14 protein-coding genes are annotated in these 19,731 nt (G+C 71.6%); 12 read left to right on the top strand and 2 right to left on the bottom strand.

Annotated elements, in window-relative coordinates; translation table 11 throughout:
- The first annotated feature begins 9 nt into the window (after positions 1 to 9).
- The 11 genes from ligA to ACZ7MG_RS39695 all read left to right on the top strand — a co-directional run bounded on the left by ligA (position 10) and on the right by ACZ7MG_RS39695 (position 16,034).
- On the top strand, positions 10 to 2,247 hold the full coding sequence (ligA, locus tag ACZ7MG_RS39745) for an NAD-dependent DNA ligase LigA (protein WP_471396704.1): 2,238 nt from the start codon (positions 10 to 12) through the stop codon (positions 2,245 to 2,247).
- 228 nt (positions 2,248 to 2,475) lie between these two features.
- A complete protein-coding gene (locus ACZ7MG_RS39740; protein ID WP_471396706.1) occupies positions 2,476 to 4,878 on the top strand; it encodes a putative bifunctional diguanylate cyclase/phosphodiesterase in 2,403 nt (800 codons plus the stop codon).
- A 284-nt stretch (positions 4,879 to 5,162) separates the two neighbouring features.
- Entirely contained in the window at positions 5,163 to 5,459 is a 297-nt protein-coding gene (gatC, locus tag ACZ7MG_RS39735) for an Asp-tRNA(Asn)/Glu-tRNA(Gln) amidotransferase subunit GatC (RefSeq protein WP_005480000.1), read from the top strand.
- A gap of 7 nt (positions 5,460 to 5,466) precedes the next feature.
- On the top strand, positions 5,467 to 6,963 hold the full coding sequence (gene gatA, locus ACZ7MG_RS39730; protein WP_336541097.1) for an Asp-tRNA(Asn)/Glu-tRNA(Gln) amidotransferase subunit GatA: 1,497 nt from the start codon (positions 5,467 to 5,469) through the stop codon (positions 6,961 to 6,963).
- Entirely contained in the window at positions 6,960 to 7,202 is a 243-nt protein-coding gene (locus ACZ7MG_RS39725; protein ID WP_086751135.1) for a hypothetical protein, read from the top strand. The genes gatA and ACZ7MG_RS39725 overlap by 4 nt, the downstream gene beginning before the upstream one ends.
- Before the next feature lie 15 nt (positions 7,203 to 7,217).
- The gene (gene gatB, locus ACZ7MG_RS39720) at positions 7,218 to 8,732 is read left to right on the top strand and encodes an Asp-tRNA(Asn)/Glu-tRNA(Gln) amidotransferase subunit GatB (protein ID WP_471388343.1); all 1,515 of its coding nucleotides are present in this window, start codon (positions 7,218 to 7,220) and stop codon (positions 8,730 to 8,732) included.
- Between the two features lie 258 nt (positions 8,733 to 8,990).
- Positions 8,991 to 11,228, top strand: a complete 2,238-nt coding sequence (locus tag ACZ7MG_RS39715; RefSeq protein WP_471388346.1) for an MMPL family transporter — start codon at positions 8,991 to 8,993, stop codon at positions 11,226 to 11,228.
- Positions 11,206 to 11,781, top strand: a complete 576-nt coding sequence (locus tag ACZ7MG_RS39710; RefSeq protein WP_471388349.1) for a GNAT family N-acetyltransferase — start codon at positions 11,206 to 11,208, stop codon at positions 11,779 to 11,781. The genes ACZ7MG_RS39715 and ACZ7MG_RS39710 overlap by 23 nt, the downstream gene beginning before the upstream one ends.
- A 35-nt stretch (positions 11,782 to 11,816) precedes the next feature.
- Positions 11,817 to 12,452 (top strand): hypothetical protein, encoded by a 636-nt coding sequence (locus ACZ7MG_RS39705; RefSeq protein WP_471388352.1) that lies wholly within the window; start codon positions 11,817 to 11,819, stop codon positions 12,450 to 12,452.
- A 187-nt stretch (positions 12,453 to 12,639) separates the two neighbouring features.
- Positions 12,640 to 12,855, top strand: a complete 216-nt coding sequence (locus ACZ7MG_RS39700; RefSeq protein ID WP_471388355.1) for a hypothetical protein — start codon at positions 12,640 to 12,642, stop codon at positions 12,853 to 12,855.
- Between the two features lie 74 nt (positions 12,856 to 12,929).
- Positions 12,930 to 16,034 (top strand): helix-turn-helix transcriptional regulator, encoded by a 3,105-nt coding sequence (locus tag ACZ7MG_RS39695; protein WP_471389124.1) that lies wholly within the window; start codon positions 12,930 to 12,932, stop codon positions 16,032 to 16,034.
- Positions 16,035 to 16,045: 11 nt separating this feature from the next.
- Here the strand turns inward: ACZ7MG_RS39695 and ACZ7MG_RS39690 are convergent, their stop codons facing one another.
- Both ACZ7MG_RS39690 and ACZ7MG_RS39685 read right to left on the bottom strand, forming a co-directional pair.
- Positions 16,046 to 17,215 carry a PQQ-dependent sugar dehydrogenase gene (locus ACZ7MG_RS39690; protein ID WP_471388358.1) on the bottom strand — a complete coding sequence of 390 codons (1,170 nt, stop codon included), beginning with the start codon at positions 17,213 to 17,215 and terminating at the stop codon, positions 16,046 to 16,048.
- A gap of 132 nt (positions 17,216 to 17,347) precedes the next feature.
- Complete coding sequence (locus ACZ7MG_RS39685) at positions 17,348 to 18,346, bottom strand: aldo/keto reductase (protein ID WP_471388361.1); 999 nt, start codon at positions 18,344 to 18,346, stop codon at positions 17,348 to 17,350.
- A gap of 75 nt (positions 18,347 to 18,421) precedes the next feature.
- Between ACZ7MG_RS39685 and ACZ7MG_RS39680 the strand changes: the two genes are divergently transcribed.
- On the top strand, positions 18,422 to 19,423 hold the full coding sequence (locus ACZ7MG_RS39680) for a 2-hydroxyacid dehydrogenase (RefSeq protein ID WP_471388364.1): 1,002 nt from the start codon (positions 18,422 to 18,424) through the stop codon (positions 19,421 to 19,423).
- Positions 19,424 to 19,731 lie beyond the last annotated feature (308 nt).

The following is a 19,731-nucleotide window of genomic DNA, read 5'->3' as shown; positions in this document are numbered from 1 at the left end:
GACAACACGGTGGCCGGCGACAAGGACGCACAGCCCACATCGGTACCCGCCGAGGCGACGGTGCCTGCCGACGCGACGGTGCCCGCCGAGGCACGCGAGAAGCACGCGCGGCTCGCCGAGGAGATCGAGGAGCACCGCTTCCGGTACTACGTGAAGGACGACCCGGTCGTCAGCGACGCGGAGTTCGACCAACTCATGCGCACCCTGGAGGCGTTGGAGGACGAGTACGCCGAGCTGCGCACCCCGGACTCACCGACGCAGAAGGTCGCCGTCGAGTACGAGACCGGCCTCGCCGAGGTCGAGCACCGCGAGCGCATGCTCTCCCTCGACAACGTCTTCGACGACGAGGGCCTCGCCGCCTGGGCCGAGCGCGTCGCCAAGGACGTCGGCACCACCGACTACCACCTGCTGTGCGAGCTGAAGATCGACGGCCTCGCGGTGAACCTGACGTACGAGGACGGCAGACTGACCCGAGCCGCCACCCGGGGCACCGGCCAGGTCGGCGAGGACATCACACCCAACGTGATGACGATCGCCGAGATCCCGCACCGGCTGAAGGGCGACCGCGTCCCCGGGCTCGTGGAGATCCGCGGCGAGGTCTACTTCCCGATGGAGGCCTTCCAGGGCCTCAACGAACGCCGCGTCGCGGCCGGCGAGAAGCCGTACGCCAACCCCCGCAACTCCGCGTCGGGTTCACTGCGCCAGAAGGACCCCAAGGTCACGGCCACACTGCCGCTGCACATGGTCGTCCACGGCATCGGCGCCCTGGAGGGCTTCGACGGCGGCTTCACCCGCCTCTCCCAGGCCTACGACCTCCTCAAGTCCTGGGGCCTGCCCACCGCCGAGCACAACAGAGTGGTCGACGACCTCGACGGCGTACGGGAGTTCATCGCCTACTACGGCGAGCACCGCCACTCCGTGGCGCACGAGATCGACGGCGCGGTCGTCAAGCTCGACGAGATCCGGCTGCAGGGGCGCCTCGGCTCGACGGCCCGCGCCCCGCGCTGGGCGATCGCGTACAAGTACGCGCCGGAAGAGGTCAACACCAAGCTCATCGACATCAAGGTGGGCGTCGGCCGCACCGGCCGGGTCACGCCGTACGCCCAGGTCGAGCCGGTGACGGTGGCGGGCTCGGAGGTCGAGTTCGCCACGTTGCACAACCAGGAGGTCGTCAAGGCCAAGAACGTCCTCATCGGCGACACCGTCGTGATCCGCAAGGCCGGTGACGTCATCCCCGAGATCCTCGGACCCGTCGTGAGCCTGCGCGACGACAAAGAGGTGCGCCCCTTCGTGATGCCCACCGAGTGCCCCGAGTGCGGGACACCGCTGCGCGCGATGAAGGAGGGCGACATCGATCTGCGGTGCCCCAACGCCCGCAGCTGCCCGGCCCAGTTGAGAGAGCGCGTCGCCTATCTCGCGGGCCGGCAGTGCCTGGACATCGAGCACTTCGGGGGAGTCGCCGCCGCGGCCCTCACCCGGCCCCTGGAACCGGCCGACCCGCCCCTGGTCGACGAGGGCGACCTCTTCGACCTCACGGTGGAGAAGCTCCTCCCCATCAAGGCGTACGTCCTCGACATGGACAGCGGGCTGCCCAAGCACGACCCCGAGACGGGTGAGCCGAAGATCGCCACGGTCTTCGCCAACAAGGAGGGCGGGCCGAAGAAGAACACCCTCGCCCTGCTCCAGAAGATCGAGGAGGCCAAGAGCCGACCGCTCGCCCGCTTCCTCAACGGCCTCTCCATCCGCCATGTCGGACCGGTCGCCGCCCAGGCCCTGGCCCGCGAGTTCCGTTCCATCGACCGGATCGAGCAGGCCACGGAGGAGGAGCTGACGGCGGTAGACGGCGTGGGCGGCATCGTCGCGACGGCGCTCAAGGAGTGGTTCGCCGAGGAGTGGCACCGCGAGATCATCCGTAAGTGGAAGGCCGCCGGTGTCCCCCTGGAGGACGCGGGCTCCGGCGAGGACGAGGGCCCCAGACCCCTCGAAGGGCTGACGGTCGTGGTGACCGGCACACTCGAACACCACACCCGCGACGGCGCCAAGGAGGCTCTGCAGAGCCGGGGCGCCAAGGTGACCGGGGCGGTGTCCAAGAAGACCTCGTTCGTCGTAGTGGGCGAGAACCCGGGCTCCAAGTACGACAAGGCGATGCAGCTCAAGGTGCCCGTGCTCGACGAGGACGGCTTCGCCGTGCTGCTCGAACAGGGGCCGGACGCGGCGGCGGACGTCGCGCTCCCGATCGAGGAGTAGGGGTTGAAGGTCACCCGTTCGGCGCATACCAGATGCATACGGGTGGCCGGTCGCATTCGGGCAACCGACGTCGACCGCTGCCCGTGGAAGCCTTGTGCGGCCTACTGTTGAGGTTGTGCGCCTGCCGTGCCCGGACGCGTGGTGGGTTCTCGGACGCGGTGCCGTTGAGGGTTGTCGGGAGCAACGGGCCGCGTGGCGTGGGCACCGCCGGCTGTGAGAGGGACGGGAATGGAACCGACCGAGAGCGTCGCCCCGGACTCACGGCTGCGCCTGCGCCGGGTCTCCGGGGCCTGGCGATGGGGACGCTCCCTGCTCATGGGAGGACACCCGTTCGAGGGAAGCCGGGAGCAGGACGACCGGGAGTGCGGTCCCGGGCCGACGACGACGGCGGCGGAGTCCGGGATCGGGGCGGCCCGGCCGCCGGGCCGTGCGGGCGCGAGCGCACGCGGCGCCCTCGTACCGGGCCCGGCACGGCTCACCGCCGGCCCCGCGGCCGGCACCGGCGGCGCCCCCTCCCTCACCGGCGCGCTCGGCGCGGGCCGCGGACACGAACTGACCGGACACGAACTGCCCGGTCACGACGCCGAACGGCACATGTCCTGGCCCGCGCTGCCCGCCGTGATCGTGGGTCTCGCCGGCGCCATCCTCGGCGCCGGTTTCTACCGTGCGTTCGTCGGACAGCACGCGCTCTTCCCGGCCGGCACGGTCGGCTGGTCCCTCGCCCTGCTGACCGGCATCATCGTCGGCCACCTCGTCGCCATGGGCCGCGCCCGCTGGTGGGGCGGCACCGGCTCCGGCGCCGCTCTCACCCTCGCCGTCCTGCTGCTGTACGGCTGGGTGGCCGCCGGCATGGTCAGCCTCACCGTCGTCGTCCTCGTCGGCATCGCCCGCCGGGGCCGCTGGCGCCAGGGCGTGCTGCACGGCGCGGTCGACATCCTCGGCATCGGCGCCGCCGCGCTCGTCCTCCGGGTCTTCGGCCGCGTCCCCTCGGTGGAGCGGCCCTGGGACCCCGACAGCTGGACCTTCTACTCGGCGCCCCAGGTGGCCCTGGTCGCCATCGCCTACCTCGTGGTCAGCCGCGTCCTGCTCTGGCATCTGGCGGCGCCGCGCGGCGGACTGCCCACGGTCGCGCGCACCGCCCTGGTGAGACAGGGCCTCGTCGCCGTCGCGCTGCTCGGCATCGCCCCGCTCGTCTGCGTCGTCGCCCTCGCCCAGCCGCTGCTGCTGCCGCTCTTCGCCATCCCGCTCATCGCGCTCGACTCCACCCTGTGGATAGCCCGCGCCCGCGCCGAGGAACAGCTGCGCGACCCGCTCACCGGACTGCCGAACCGTCAGTGGCTGCTGGAACGCACCTGGACCGCCCTGGACGATGCCGAACGCATCGGAGCGAGGTCGGCACTGATGCTGATCGACCTCGACCGTTTCCGGTCCGTCAATGACACGCTCGGGCATCTCGCGGGCGACCGGCTGCTGTTGCAGATAGCCGATCGGCTGCGGGTCGCCCTGCCGCGCGGAGCGGAGGCCGCGCGGCTCGGCGGCGACGAGTTCGCCGTCCTGCTGCCCGTCGCCGACTCCACCACGTCCGCGTCGCGCGTCGCCCGCAACCTCGTCGCCGCGCTCGGCTCACCCCTCGACCTCGACGGGCTCACCCTCGTCCTGGAGGCCAGCGCCGGGCTCGCCGTCTTCCCCGACCACGCGCTCGACGCGGAGGGGCTGCTGCGCCGGGCGGACGTGGCGATGTACCAGGCGAAGCGGGACCGTACGGGCGTCGAGGTCTACGAGTCCAAGCGGGACTCCAACACCCCCGACCGGCTCGGACTGCTCGGCGATCTGCGGCGCGCGCTCGACGCGAACGAGGTCGAGCTGCACTACCAGCCGAAGGTGCGCTTCGACGGGCAGGTCGCCGGTCTTGAGGCGCTGGTGCGGTGGGTGCACCCCGAGCGCGGGAAGGTCCCGCCGGACGAGTTCATAGCGATCGCCGAGTCCTCCGGGCTGATGCCGCATCTCACGGAGTACGTCCTGGAGACCGCGCTCGGGCAGGTGGCGCGCTGGCGGGCGCAGGGGCTGCACGTCCCGGTCGCGGTGAACGTGTCGCCGCGCGACGTCCACACCCCCGGGTTCGCGGGCGCGGTGGCCGCGCGGCTCGCCCGGCACGGGGTGCCCGCCGGGGCGCTCCAGCTGGAGATAACGGAACACGTGCTCCTGGAGGACCCGCAGCGGGCCGCGGACACGCTCGCCGGGCTGACCGGGCACGGGGTGAAGATGTCGCTCGACGACTTCGGGACGGGGTACTCCTCGCTGGTGCATCTGCGGCGGCTGCCGGTGAGTGAGTTGAAGATCGACCGGTCGTTCGTGGCGCGGCTGGCCATCGACAACGAGGACGCGGAGATCGTGCGCTGCACGGTCGATCTCGCGCACTCGCTCGGGCTGCTCGTCGTCGCGGAGGGGGTCGAGGACGACGAGACGTGGGAGCGGCTGCGGGACCTCGGGTGCGACGCGGTGCAGGGGTGGCTGGTCGCCGCCGCGATGCCTCCGGAGGAGGCCACGGCCTGGCTGCGGGCACGGGGGTCTCGGGGGTGGCAGCGGCCTGCCGCGGCGTTGCCGGCGGCGGTGGAGGGCGAGGGCGCCTAGTAGCTCGGGGTGGCGGGTGCGTTGGCGGCTGCCGGCCCGGTGGGGCTTCTCGCGCAGTTCCCCGCGCCCCTTGAGGGCCTACGGCCCTTCCGGGCCGAAAAGCAGGGGCGCAGCCCTGCTTTTTCAGGGGCGCGGGGAACTGCGCGAGAAGCCCCACGCACCCGCACCCGCCCGATTACAGTGCACCCCGAGCTACTAGGCGCCCGGCCCAGCGGCGCAGCCACTCCGCGCGGCCCCATAGGATTGGCGCCAAACCACACACACTCACCCCAGAGGATCGCTGCATGCCTGGCATTACGCGCGAGGAGGTCGCCCACCTCGCCCGGCTGGCGCGTCTGGAGCTGAAGCCCGAAGAACTCGAACACTTCGCGGGCCAGCTGGACGACATCATCGGCGCGGTCGCCCGCGTCAGCGAGGTCGCCGACCAAGATGTACCGCCGACCTCGCACCCGCTGCCGCTGACGAACGTCATGCGCGCGGACGAGGTCCGTCCCTCGCTCACCCCCGAGCAGGCGCTTTCCGCCGCCCCGGCCCAGGAGCAGCAGCGTTTCAAGGTGCCGCAGATCCTGGGGGAGGACTGATCACGTCATGACCGACAGCATCATCAAGCTCACCGCGGCCGAGATCGCCGCGAAGATCGCCGCCGGCGAACTCACCGCCGTCCAGGTCACCGAGGCCCACCTCGCCCGGATCGAGGCCGTCGACGAGAAGGTGCACGCCTTCCTGCACGTCGACCGCGAGGGCGCCCTCGCCCAGGCCCGTGCCGTCGACGAGAAGAAGGCCCGGGGCGAGAAGCTCGGCCCGCTCGCCGGTGTCCCGCTCGCGCTCAAGGACATCTTCACCACGGTCGGGATTCCCACCACCGTCGGCTCGAAGATCCTGGAGGGCTGGATCCCGCCGTACGACGCCACGCTCACCAAGCGGCTCAAGGACGCGGACGTCGTCATCCTCGGCAAGACCAACATGGACGAGTTCGCCATGGGGTCCTCCACCGAGAACAGCGCCTACGGCCCGACCGGCAACCCCTGGGACCTGACCCGTATCCCGGGCGGCTCCGGCGGCGGTTCCTCCGCCTCGCTCGCCTCCTACCAGGCGCCCCTCGCCATCGGCACCGACACCGGCGGTTCCATCCGTCAGCCGGCCGCCGTCACCGGCACGGTCGGCGTCAAGCCGACGTACGGCGCGGTCTCCCGCTACGGCATGGTGGCGTTCTCCTCCTCCCTCGACCAGGGCGGGCCCTGCGCCCGTACGGTCCTGGACGCGGCGCTGCTGCACGAGGTGATCGCCGGGCACGACCCGCTCGACTCCACCTCCATCGACGCCCCGGTCCCGCCGGTCGTCGAGGCCGCGCGCAACGGCAGCGTCGCCGGGATGCGCGTCGGTGTCGTCAAGCAGTTCCGCGGCGAGGGCTACCAGGCCGGTGTGGTCCAGCGGTTCGACGAGTCCGTGGCCCTCCTCAAGGAGCTGGGTGCCGAGATCGTCGAGCTGGACTGCCCGTCGTTCGACCTGGCGCTGGCCGCGTACTACCTGATCGCGCCGAGCGAGTGTTCGTCGAACCTCGCCCGTTTCGACGGGCTGCGCTACGGCCTGCGGACCGGCGACGACGGCACCAACTCCGCCGAGGCCGTCACCTCCCTCACCCGTGAGGCGGGCTTCGGCCCCGAGGTCAAGCGCCGCATCATGCTCGGCACGTACGCGCTCAGCTCCGGCTACTACGACGCGTACTACGGCAGCGCCCAGAAGGTCCGGACGCTCATCACCCGGGACTTCGAGAAGTCGTTCGAGCAGGTCGACGTCATCGTCTCGCCGACCACGCCCACCACCGCCTTCCCGATCGGCGAGCGCGCCGACGACCCGATGGCGATGTACCTGGCGGACCTCTGCACCATCCCGACCAACCTCGCGGGCAACGCCGCGATGTCCCTGCCCTGCGGCCTCGCGCCGGAGGACGGGCTGCCGGTCGGACTGCAGATCATCGCTCCGGCGCTGAAGGACGACCGTCTTTACAAGGTCGGCGCCGCCGTCGAGGCAGCCTTCGTGGAAAAGTGGGGCCACCCGCTTCTCGAGGAGGCTCCGTCGCTGTGAGCAACGCACTGTCCAAGGCCAAGGACTTCCAGAAGTCCAAGTCCGGTACGTACGTGTCCATCGCCTCCACCGCCTTCGGCGCGTGGGGCATCGCCAAGCGGATCAAGAAGGCCCGCGCCGAGCAGGACACGCTGCGGCTGATCGACGCGTCCGTGGCCGCCGTCGGCATCGTCACCGGCCTCGCCATCCTGTACCGCGAACTGAAGCGGCTGGGCGACGACGACGTCCTGCTGGGCTGAGAGGGAACCAAGACCGTGACCACCACGACCGACCTGGTGTCGTACGAGGACGCGCTGGCGTCGTACGACCCCGTCATGGGCCTTGAGGTCCATGTCGAACTCGGCACCAAGACGAAGATGTTCTGCGGCTGTTCGACCGAACTCGGTCAGGACGCCAACACGCAGACCTGCCCCACCTGCCTCGGCCTGCCCGGCGCGCTCCCGGTCGTCAACGCGATCGGCGTCGAGTCGGCGATCAAGATCGGTCTCGCGCTGAACTGCGAGATCGCCGAGTGGTGCCGCTTCGCCCGGAAGAACTACTTCTATCCGGACATGCCGAAGAACTTCCAGACCTCCCAGTACGACGAGCCGATCGCCTTCAACGGCTATCTCGACGTGCAGCTGGAGGACGGCGAGACCTTCCGCGTGGAGATCGAGCGCGCCCACATGGAGGAGGACACCGGCAAGTCGACGCACGTCGGTGGCGCGACGGGCCGTATCCACGGCGCCTCGCACTCCCTGCTCGACTACAACCGCGCGGGCATCCCCCTCATCGAGATCGTCACCAAGCCGATCGAGGGCGCGGGCGAGCGCGCTCCCGAGGTCGCCAAGGCGTACGTCCGTGAGCTGCGCGAGGTCATCAAGGCGCTCGGCGTCTCCGAGGCCCGCATGGAGATGGGCCAGATGCGCTGCGACGTGAACCTGTCGCTGCGCCCGCACGGCCGCGAGAAGTTCGGCACGCGCTCCGAGACGAAGAACGTGAACTCGCTGCGATCCGTCGAGCGCGCCGCCCGCTTCGAGATCCAGCGGCACGCGGCCGTCCTGAACGGCGGCGGCACGATCATCCAGGAGACCCGGCACTTCCACGAGGACACGGGGTCCACGACCTCGGGCCGCGTGAAGGAGGAGGCCGAGGACTACCGGTACTTCCCCGAGCCGGACCTCGTGCCGGTGGCCCCCTCCCGTGAGTGGGTCAAGGAGATCCGGGCCGCGCTGCCCGAACTGCCGCTGGTCCGCCGCAACCGGCTCCTCGCCGAGTGGGGCATCTCCGGCACCGAGATGCAGGCGATCCTCAACGCCGGCGCGCTGGACCCGATCGTCGCCACCATCGAGGCCGGGGCGGACGCCGCCTCCGCCCGCAAGTGGTGGATGGGCGAGCTGGCCCGCAGCGCCAACGAGTCGGGCAAGGCGCTCGACGAGCTGGCCATCACGCCGGAGCAGGTAGCCCGGGTCACCGCGCTGGTGACGAAGGGCGATCTGAACGACAAGCTGGCGCGTCAGGTCATCGAGGGCGTCCTCGCGGGCGAGGGCACCCCGGACGAGGTCGTCGACAAGCGCGGTCTGAAGGTCGTCTCCGACGAGGGCGCCCTGACGACGGCCGTCGAGGAGGCCATCGCCGGCAACCCGGGCATCGCCGACAAGATCCGCGGCGGCAAGGTGGCCGCGGCCGGTGCGCTGGTCGGCGCGGTCATGAAGGCCACGCGTGGCCAGGCCGACGCGGCCCGCGTCAAGGAACTGATCCTGGAGAAGCTGGGCGTCAGCGAGGGCTGAGCGCGTGGTTGAACAAATATTTGGTGGGCGCTGAACAAACGTTTGGCAGAACCCGTACCCCTGAGGGCGGCACATCCTCGCGATGAGCCGCCCTCAGGTGTGCCACGGCGGTGACGCGAGGCGACAGAGTGCCGCCGTTTGTCCTGTGAGGTGCCTCCCATCCCCTGTGAGGAGACCCTCAAAGGGGCCAAACGATCACATTGTGGTGCAACAGTTGCCAGGAATTGTTCATGTCTCCCCTCCCCAGGAGCACGATCCGTGGCAGCCCTCGCGCGCTGGTGTGTCCGGCACCGTCTTGTCGCCGTACTTCTGTGGCTTCTCGCCTTCGCCGGCACGGCCGCGGGTGCCGCCGTCGCGGGAGCCGCGTACTCGAACGACTACAAGACCCCCGGAACCGAGTCCAGCCGCGCCACCGACCTCCTGAACGAGGGCTTCCCCGGCGTCGGCGGCGACAGCGCCACCGTCGTCTGGCACACGGACGCGGCGGGCGGGTCGGTACGGGCCGCCGCCGTCGAGCAGACCATGACCCGGACCCTCGACCGGATCGCCGACCTGCCGGGTGTCGCCGCCGTGACCGACCCGTACGACGGGGCCGACGGCGGCCGGATCAGCCAGGACGGCCGTACGGCGTACGCCACCGTCACCTTCGACGAGCCGGCCGAGGACGTGGACAAGGCACAGGCCGAGGCCGTCGTCGACACCGCGAAGGCCGCCGACAGCGACGGGCTCCAGGTGGAGCTGGGCGGCACCTCGATCGGGCTCACCGAGACCTCCGGCGGGCATCTCGCCGAGATCGTCGGGGTGCTGGTCGCCGCCGTGGTCCTCCTCCTGGCGTTCGGCTCGCTCGCCGCCAGCCTGCTGCCGATCGCGACCGCCCTGGTCAGCGTGGGCACCGCCTACGCGGGGATCACCCTGCTCGGGCACGCCATGACGGTCGCCGACTTCGCGCCCATGCTGGGCACCCTGATCGGCCTCGGCGTCGGCATCGACTACGCGCTGTTCATCGTGACCCGGCACCGCCGAGGGCTGAAGCGGGGACTGTCCGTCGAGGAGGCCGCGCGCAGTGCCGTCGCCACCACCGGACGGGCCGTCGTCTTCGCCGGTGCCACGGTCTGCATAGCCCTGCTCGGCATGCTGATCCTGCGGCTCGGCTTCCTCAACGGCGTCGCGATCGCCGCCTCGCTCACCGTGGTCCTCACCGTCGCCGCGTCCGTGACCCTGCTGCCGGCCCTGCTGTCGTTCATCGGCATGCGGGCGCTCAGCCGCCGCGAACGCCGCCGCCTCGCCGAGCACGGCCCCGAGCCCGAACTGCCCACCGGCTTCGCCGCCCGTTGGTCCGCCTTCGTCGAACGGCACCCCAAGAAGCTCGGCGCGATCGCCCTCGTCGTCATGACCCTGCTCGCCCTGCCCACCCTCGGACTGCGCCTCGGCACCTCCGACCAGGGCAACGACCCGGAGGCCACCACCACCCGCCAGGCCTACGACCTCCTCGCGGAGGGCTTCGGCCCCGGGGTGAACGGCCCCCTGACCCTGGTCACCGAGGTCGACGGCGCCGCCGACAAGCTCGCCCTCGACAACCTCGACACCACGCTCAGGGCCACCGAGGGCGTCTCGGCGGTGACCCCGGTGACGTACAGCACCGGCGGCGACACCGCGTACCTCACCGTCGTCCCCGACTCCTCCCCGCAGTCCGCGAGGACCAGCGAGCTGGTCGAACGGCTGCGCGACGAGGTGCTGCCGCGCGCCGAGACCGGCACCTCCCTCGATCTGCACGTCGGCGGGGTGACCGCCGGTTACGACGACTTCGCGGACGTCATCGTCGGCAAGCTGCCGCTGTTCGTGGGCGTCGTCATCGGCCTCGGCTGTCTGCTGCTCCTGCTCGCCTTCCGCTCCATCGGGATACCGCTGAAGGCCGCCGCGATGAACGTGGCCGCAGTCGCCGCCGCGTTCGGCGTCGTCGTCGCGATCTTCCAGTGGGGCTGGGGAAGCGAGCTGCTGGGCCTCGGCCAGGCCGGACCGATCGAACCCTTCCTCCCCGTGATCATGGTCTCGGTCCTCTTCGGGCTCTCCATGGACTACCAGGTCTTCCTGGTCAGCCGGATGTACGAGGAGTGGCTGGAGACCGGCGACAACCGGCGCGCGGTCCGCGTCGGCCTCGCCGAGACCAGCCGGGTCATCAACTCCGCGGCGGTCATCATGATCTCCGTCTTCCTCGCCTTCGTGCTCAGCGGCGACCGTGTGATCGCCATGTTCGGCATCGCGCTGGCCGCCGCCGTCGCCCTGGACGCCTTCGTCCTGCGGACGCTCCTCGTCCCCGCCCTGATGCACCTGCTCGGCGGCGCCAACTGGTGGCTGCCCCGCTGGCTCGACCGGCGCATGCCCCGCATCAGCATCGAACCGCCCGAGACCCGAGCCGCCCATGAGAGGCTCGCGGACGTCGTGGTGGAAGACGTGGAGAAGGAGCGGCCGAAGGATGTACGCGATATCCCTGGGTGACGACGGGGCCGAACTGCGGCCGCTGGAACCCTGGCACGCCGAGGAGTTCCTCGCGCACCTGGAACGGGGACGGGACTTCATCAACCAGTACGTCCCCTTCGGCCAGTCCGCCACGGACGTCGAGGGCGCGCGTGCCGTCCTCCAGCGGTACGCCGACATGCGCGCCGCCGACACCGGCTCCCTGCACGGCATCCGGCTCGACGGCAAGCTCGTCGGCGGGGTCCTCTTCCTCAACTTCGACGCGGAGAGCGCCAACTGCGAGGTCGGCTGCTGGCTGGAGCCCGCCGGCACCGGCCGGGGGCTCGTCACCCGCGCCATGCGGATCCTCATCGACTGGGCCGTCGACGTCCGCGGCATCCACCGCGTCGAGTGGATCGCCGCCTCCGGCAACACCCCCAGCCTGAACGTGGCACGGCGGCTCGGCATGGTCAAGGACGGTGTACAGCGGGAGAGATATCCCCACCGGGGTGTCCGGCACGACGTGGAGATATGGTCCGTCCTGGCGCCCGAATGGCGTGCGGCACGCGCTCGCGGTGGTCACAGCGAGCGTTAAGAAAGCTCTCAGACAACATTCGTACGGTGCGAGGTATGGGAACCAAGACAGCTGACGAGACCGGGGCCGACACGGGCGCCGAGGCCAGGAACGACGACGAGTCGGTGAAGGGCACCGACCTCACCAAGGGGAACGCGGCCAAGGAGGACGCCACGCCGGCAGCCGCGGCGGAGGCCGGTGACGCGGTCGCGGCCGACGGCTCCGGTGACCCCGAGGGCTCCGACGAGGCCGGAGAGTTCGACGAGGAGTTCCCGCCGGCCGCCGCGAAGGCCACGCCGGGTGTGGGGCAGGGTGCCGCCGGCATCGTCTCCGTGGTGCTGGGCCTGGTCTCCCTGACCGGCGGCTGGGTCGGCACGGTCGCCTCCGCGCGCGAGGAGATCACCGGACAGCTGGAGATGCAGGCCGCGACGAACGCGACCGTCGCCACCCAGCTCCAGGCCGTCTACGGCGACGCCTGGCAGGCCTCCGCGCTGTGGGGCGGCGTCTTCGCGCTGGTCGGCCTGCTCGTCGGTGTCGCCGTACTGGTGCGGCCCGCGTTCGGCGACCCCGACCAGGTGCAGACACCGTGGATCAAGTCCGTCGCCTGGGCCGGTGTCTCGGTCGGCTTCATCGGGCTGGTGCTGGCCGCCCTGAAGTACTCCGACCTCCTGCTGGCACTGCCGAGCACCTGACGCCTGCCCCGGCAGGACGCTCTTCTGAGGGGCCTTAGGCCCGTCCCAGGTATCCCTGCGACGGGCCTAAGGCCCCTCCCACGTGTGAAGATGCGGAACTCTCCCGATGTGGCGGACCCCCCTGGGAGACGAAGGTTGAGGCATCGCGAGAAGCGAACCGCAACCGACTCTTCACCAGGGGTACGAGATGTTCGAGCACGAACTGCACCAGATCCGTTCCGCGGAACTCATCCGTGAGGCGGAGCACTACCGCCAGGTCCGCGAGGCCCGCCGCGCCCGCCGCGAGGCCGCACACGACTCCAGGACCACACGGAGGTCCGCGTCGGGAGAGGCCGACAAGGAGGCCGAGGGGCGGGCCCTCGGCGAACGCCTACGCCGACTCCGCTCCCCGCGCGCCGCGTGAGCGCGGGGGCGGGCGCGGGGCCGGTTCCTCGGGGGCTGCGGATAATCGGTGCCGAAGTGTCCGAGGGTCGTGCGATGCTCGGCGATGTGGAGACCAGGTCCGTCAGTCCGGTGTTCGTCGGTCGCGTCGGCGAACTGGAGGTGTTGCGCGAGGCGTTGACCCGCGCCGATGGAGGCGCCGCGCGCGCTGCGGCGAATGGGGGAGTGCAGAGCGGGGGAGCGGCCGACGGGCCGCAGGCACTGCTGCTCGGCGGGGAGGCCGGAGTCGGCAAGACCCGGCTGGTCGAGGAGTTCACCGGCGAGGCCGCGCGCGGGGGCGCGGTCGTCGCCCTCGGCGGCTGCGTCGAGATCGGCGCCGACGGCCTGCCCTTCGCCCCCTTCTCCACCGCGCTGCGCGCCCTGCGCCGCCGGCTGCCCGACGAACTGGCCGCCGCGTCCGCCGGCCAGGAACAGGAACTGGCCCGGCTGCTCCCCGAGTTGGGCGAGGCCCCCCGCGCACGGCACGACGAGGAGGGCACGGCCCGCCTGTTCGAACTCACCGCCCGGCTGCTGGAACGCCTCGCCGCCGACCGCACGATCGTCCTCGTCCTGGAGGACCTGCACTGGGCCGACGCCTCCACCCGCCACCTCCTCTCCTATCTTCTGCGCACGCTGCGCACCGGCCGCCTCGTCGTCCTCGCCACCTACCGCTCCGACGACATCCACCGCCGCCACCCGCTGCGCCCCCTCCTCGCCGAACTCGACCGCCTCCGCACGGTCCGCCGCCTCGAACTGCCCCGCTTCAACCGCGCCGAGGTCGCCCACCAGCTCGCCGGCATCCTCGCCGCCGAACCCGCACCGGAGCGCGTGGACGAGATCTTCGACCGCTCCGACGGCAACGCCTTCTTCGTCGAGGAACTCGCCGTCGCCGCCCACGACGGCGGCTGCCCCGGCCTCACCGACACCCTGCGCGACCTGCTCCTCGTCCGGGTCGAGCGGCTCTCCGAGGACGCCCAGCGGGTCGTCCGCATCGTCGCCGAGGGCGGCTCCACCGTGGAGTACGCCCTGCTCGCGGCCGTCGCCCGGCTCCCCGAGGACGACCTCATCCAGGCCCTGCGGACCGCCGTCGGCGCCAACATCCTGATCCCCGCCCCCGGCGGCGACGGCTACCGCTTCCGCCACTCCCTGGTCCGCGAGGCCGTCGGCGACGACCTGCTCCCCGGCGAACGCTCCCGCCTCAACCGCCGCTACGCCGAGGTCCTGGAGGCCGACCCCGCCCTCGTACCCGCCGACGGCCGCGCCACCCGCCTGGCCAGCTACTGGTACCACGCCCACGACCCCGCCAAGGCCCTGCCCGCCGTCCTCGACGCCTCCACCGAGGCCCGCTCCCGGCACGCCCACGCCGAGCAACTACGCCTCCTGGAACGGGCGATGGAGCTGTGGGACGCCGTCCCTGACGCCGTCCGCGCCACCCTGCGCCCCGTCGACTACACCGAGGTCTACCCGCCCTGCGGCTGCGCCCCGGGCACCCATCCGCTGCGCTATCTCGACCTGATGGCCGAGGCGGCCGTCGCGGGACGACTGTGCGGCGAGCGCGAGCGGGCCCTGCGGATCACCCGCCGGGCCCTCGACCGGCTGGCGGACGGCAGCAGCCCTTTGCGCGCGGCGTGGTTCTGGGTACAGCGCTCGGTGTTGGTGCAGGCCTTGGCCCGAGGTGACGGATGGGCGGAACTGCGAACCGCGCAGGATCTGGTACGCGGCCTGCCCCCGTCCGAGGTTCACGCCGAAGTACTCGCGATGGCCGCCGCGTGGTCGATGCTCCACCAACCCGGTCCGGAAGCCGTCTCCGCCGCCGAACGAGCCGTCGAGTACGCGTGCATGGTCGGTGCCGAGAACATCGAGCTGAACGCCCGCCTCACGCTGGGTGTGCTGATGGTCGACGCGGGGGACACCGAGGCAGGACTGGCCCAGATGCACCGGGTCAGGAACCGGGTGCTGGAGGACCCCGGGGGCTTTGCCACCGTCCTCGGCAACGCCCTGGTGAATCTGCCATCCGTCCTGGAGAGCGTCGGCCGCTCCCGGGAAGCTGTGGAACTTCTCCACGAAGCCCTCGTGCTCACCGATGAACTGGGCCTGCGGGACATCCAGTCCTGGATGTGGACCAATCTCGCCGAATCCCTGGACTCCCTGGGCCAGTGGGCCGAAGCCGCCGAGGCCGCGACAAGGGCGCAAGGTATCGGCCGCCACTCCAAGCCGCGCGGTGCCGGCGCCACCCACGGTGCCCATCTGGCCCTTGCTCGGGGAGACATCAGTGAGACCGCACGACAACTCGCTGCCGCGCGTCAGTTCTTCGGCACCCACGATTCCGTGCCGCAGTTCACGCTGCCCCTGTCCCGCATCACCATCGGCATCGCCGCCGCCGAAGGCCGCCTCCCCGACGCCCGCGCCGAACTGGCCCACGTCCTCGACACCGGCTTCCCCGTCGGCACCCAGCGCTACGCCTGGCCCCTGTTGATCACCGCCGTCACCGCCGAGGCCGACGCCCGCACCCTGCCGATCGCCGGGCCCGGCCGCGCCGAGGTCCTCGACCGGATCCTCGCCGTGGTCAAGAAGCTCACCACCGGCGCACCGATCTGGCTCGCCCACGAACGCTGGGTGCGCGCCGAACTCCAGCGCGCCGAGGGCCTGATGGCCCCGGACACCTGGTCCGACGTCGTCACCGCCTTCGAGCCCCTGGACCGGCCCTACGACCTCGCCCGCGTCCGGCACCGCCTCGCCGAGGCACTGCTGGCCGACGGCACCGACGACGAGGCCCGCGACCGCGCGACCGAGCTGCTGCGGCTGGCCGCCGCCGTCGCCGGCCATCTCGGCGCCCGCCCCCTCGCCGACGAGGTCGCCCAGCTCGCCCGCCGCGCCCGCCTCACCCTGCACCGCGCCCCCGAGCCGGCCCTCACCTCCGCCGACCCCGTGGCCGCGCTCGGCCTCACCGACCGCGAACACGACGTCCTCCGCCTGGTCGCCGCCGGCCGCACCAACCGCCAGATAGCCGGGGAACTCTTCATCTCCCCCAAGACCGCCAGCGTGCACGTCTCCAACATCCTCGCCAAACTCGGCGTCTCCGGCCGCGGCGAGGCGGCGGCGGTGGCCCACCGGGTCGGCCTGGCCCCGGCGGGGGAGGGGGAGCGGCTCGTCGTGGGATAGGACCCGGCCGGCTACGTCACCTCCAGCTCAAGGATCTTGTCGTCGCCGTCCTCCGGAGTGCCGCGGCCGTCCGTCTCGCTGGTGACCAGCCAGAGTTTGTCGCCGCCGGCGGAGAGGACGGTACGGAGGCGGCCGTAGTCACCGTCCAGGAAGGCCTGGGGGTCGGCGGCGGTCTTGGTGCCGTCCAGGGGGATGCGCCACAGGCGCTGGCCCTTGAGGCCCGCCATCCAGACCGAGCCCTCCGCCATCGCGATACCGCTGGGGGAGGCCTCGTCCGTGGTCCAGACGGCCACCGGGTCGATGTAACCGGACTTGCCCTCCTTGCCCTCGACCTCGGGCCAGCCGTAGTTCCCGCCGGGCTGGATGAGGTTCAGCTCGTCCCAGGTGTTCTGGCCGAACTCCGAGGCCCACAGACGCTGTTTGGTGTCCCAGGCCAGGCCCTGGACGTTGCGGTGGCCGTACGAGTACACGACGGAGTCGTCGAAGGGGTTGCCCGGGGCCGGTTCGCCGTCCGGGGTCATCCGGAGGATCTTGCCGCCGAGGGAGTCCTTGTCCTGGGCCAGAGGGCCTTCGTACCGCTCGCCCGTGCTTGCGTACAGCATCTTGTCGGGGCCGAAGGCGAGACGGCCGCCGTTGTGATTGGTGCCCTTGGGGATCCCGCGGAGGATGGTGTCGGGGGCGCCGAGCTGCTCGCCCGCGGGCTTCTCGGGGGCGTACAGCATCCGCACGATCCGGTTGTCGGACTCCGAGGTGAAGTACGCGTAGATCATGTGGTCCGAGGCGTACTCCGGGGAGACCGCGATGCCCATCAGGCCGCCCTCGCCGGCCGGGGCCACCCCCGGGACCTCGCCGAGCACGGTCTCCTTGCCGGACTCCTCGTCGATTCTGCTGATCGTGGCCCCGTCACGGGAGGACACCAGCAGTCCGCCCTCGGGCAGGGCCGCGAGGCCCCAGGGGGTGTCGAGGCCCTCGGCGACGGTGCGGACCACCTTCACCGAGCCCTTCGCGGGGGGCACCGCGTCCGCCGCCCCCTGATCCGGCGGGGACGACCCGGTACTGCTGCTGCTCGGGGGCGAACTGCCGGCCGCGTCCTTGCTCTCTCCGTCGTCGGAGGAGCAGCCGGTCGTCACCAGGAGCACGGCCGCGGCCAACACGGCCGTCACCACTCGACGTTGCACCATCACGATCCCTTCGGCGTGGAACTTCTACTTGTCTTACACCGCGAGTGCCCCACAAGTTCCACCTCCGCCGGATCAAGAGGATTTTCCGGCTCGACGGCCGACCGCCGTCCCCCTCGGTCCCAGAATCCCCGCTCAGTCCCAGGATCCCCGCGCCGGCGGCAGCCCCGCCACCTCCGCCAGATCCCCGGCCGTGAGCCGCAGCGCCTGCGCCGCCGCGTTCTCCGTCACCCACCGCGCCTGCTTGGTGCCCGGCACCGGGACCACGTGCGGGCCGAGGGACAGGATCCAGGCCAGCGCGACCTGGGCCGGGGTCACCGTCGCCCCGTGCCGGGCGGCGATCCGGCGCAGTCCCACGACGAGGGGCTGGTTGGCGGCCATCATCTCGGAGGTGAACCGCGGATGCCGAGCGCGGAGGTCGTCGGGCTCGAAGCCCCCGCCCGGAGTCAGCGTGCCGGTGAGGAAACCATTCCCCAGAGGCATGGCGGCGAGGAAACCGATACCCCGGGCCACGCACCAGGGGAGAAGGGCGTCCAGCGCCTCCCGCGACCAGACCGACAGCTCGGCCTGCACGGCGCTCACCGGGAAGACCTGCTGGACCCGCTGGAGCTGGCGGATCGTGGTGTCGTACATGCCCGCGCCCGGCCGGCGCCCCGCCCGCGCGCCCACCGCGCACAGGCCCAACGCCCGTACCTTCCCGGCCTGCACCAGCTCCGCCATCGCGCCCCACGTCTCCTCGACGGGGACCTCGGGATCCGCCCGGTGCAACTGGTAGAGGTCGATGACATCGGTCTGGAGCCGGCGCAGCGACGCGTCGCAGGCCCGGCGCACATAGCCGGGGCGGCCGTTGGCCACGATGTGCTGCTCGCCCACCAGCAGCCCCACCTTGGTGGAGACGAAGGCCTCCGCCCGCCGCTCCTTCAGCACCCGGCCCACCAGCAGCTCGTTGGTGAAGGGGCCGTACATGTCCGCCGTGTCCAGCAGCGTGGTGCCGAGGTCGAGCGCCCGGTGCACCGTCCGCATCGACTCGTCGCCCCGTTGCCGCGACCCGGTGTACGCCCAGCTCATCGGCATGCACCCGAGTCCTACGGCCCCCACCTCGAGCGTCGCCGCGCCGATCGTCCTGCGCTCCACCTGGTCGTGACCCTCCCTCTCCCGACCCCCAACCTAACCTCTGCCGTACCGCGTACCTGACATAGCCTCCGGAGCATGACTGCTGACGCGACTGGCGACCCGACCGCGGACGTCACCGGCGATGTGTGGCTCTCCATCCCGCCGGACGAGATCGAGGGGCTCCCGCAGGGCCCCACCTACCTCTTCTGGGACGGGGGCGAGGACGGCACCCAGCCGTATCCCGGCGATCCCGCGGACTGCGTCCTGTACGTGGTCCCCTACATGAAGCGCCGCCCGGTGGCCGTGACCCCGCTGGAGTCCATGCGCAACCTCCGGGTCGTCCAGACGCTCACGGCGGGTGTCGACGACGTCCTGGCCCGGCTGTCCACGCTCGCTCCCGGGGTGCAGCTGTGCAACGCGCGCGGCGTGCACGAGGCCAGCACCGCCGAACTCGCGCTCACCCTGACCCTCGCCTCGCTGCGCGGCGTCCCCGACTTCGTGCGGGCCCAGCAACAGGAGCGCTGGCAGGGCGACTTCCGTCCCGCGCTCGCCGACAGGTCCGTCCTGATCGTCGGCTACGGCGCGATCGGCGCCGCCATCGAGGACCGGCTCGTTCCCTTCGAGGTGGCGCGGGTGGCGCGCGTCGCGCGCTCTGAGCGCACCACGGCGCGCGGACCGGTGCATTCGTTCACCGAACTGCCCTCCCTGCTGCCGCAGGCCGACGTCGTGATCCTCTCCACTCCACTCACGGAACAGACGAAAGGCCTGGTCGGCGCCGATTTCCTGGCCCGTATGAAGGACGGCGCCCTCTTGGTGAATGTTGCCCGCGGAGGCGTCGTCGACACCAAGGCACTGCTCACGGAACTGGACGGCGGGCGCATCACCGCCGCACTCGACGTCACCGACCCCGAGCCGCTGCCGCCGGGGCACCCGCTCTGGCGCGCGCCCGGCGTGCTCATCAGCCCGCACGTCGGCGGCCCCACGTCGGCCTTCCTGCCGCGTGCCAAAAGGCTGCTGGTGGACCAGTTGGGGCGATTCGTGAACCGGGAGCCGCTGCGCAACGTGGTCCTTACGACGGGCGAGACGGACGACGTGTAATCCACTTCGGGCACCCTCCGCGTTCCTTCGGAAGCGGACCGTGCTCGTGTTGCCAGAGGTGGTCACTGAGCGTAGAGGAACTATGTCCCTGAGTGACGAGACTGGTGTATCGTCCCGACAGGGGCTGCGCCGCGCACCGTTCGGCGCCGGGGACGGACTTGAGACAGCGAGGGGGGCGACGGGCGATGCACGGCCTATGGACGAACGATCCGACGCGGCGGAGCCGCCGACGGCGGCCCTGGCGAGCCGCGACGCCGAGGCACCCGCACGGGAGTCACGGCGGCCCCGGCGGTCACGGTCAGCACCGC

The organism is Streptomyces sp. NPDC107538 (assembly GCF_055657445.1).
This window is presented reverse-complemented; position numbering and strand designations above follow the sequence as displayed.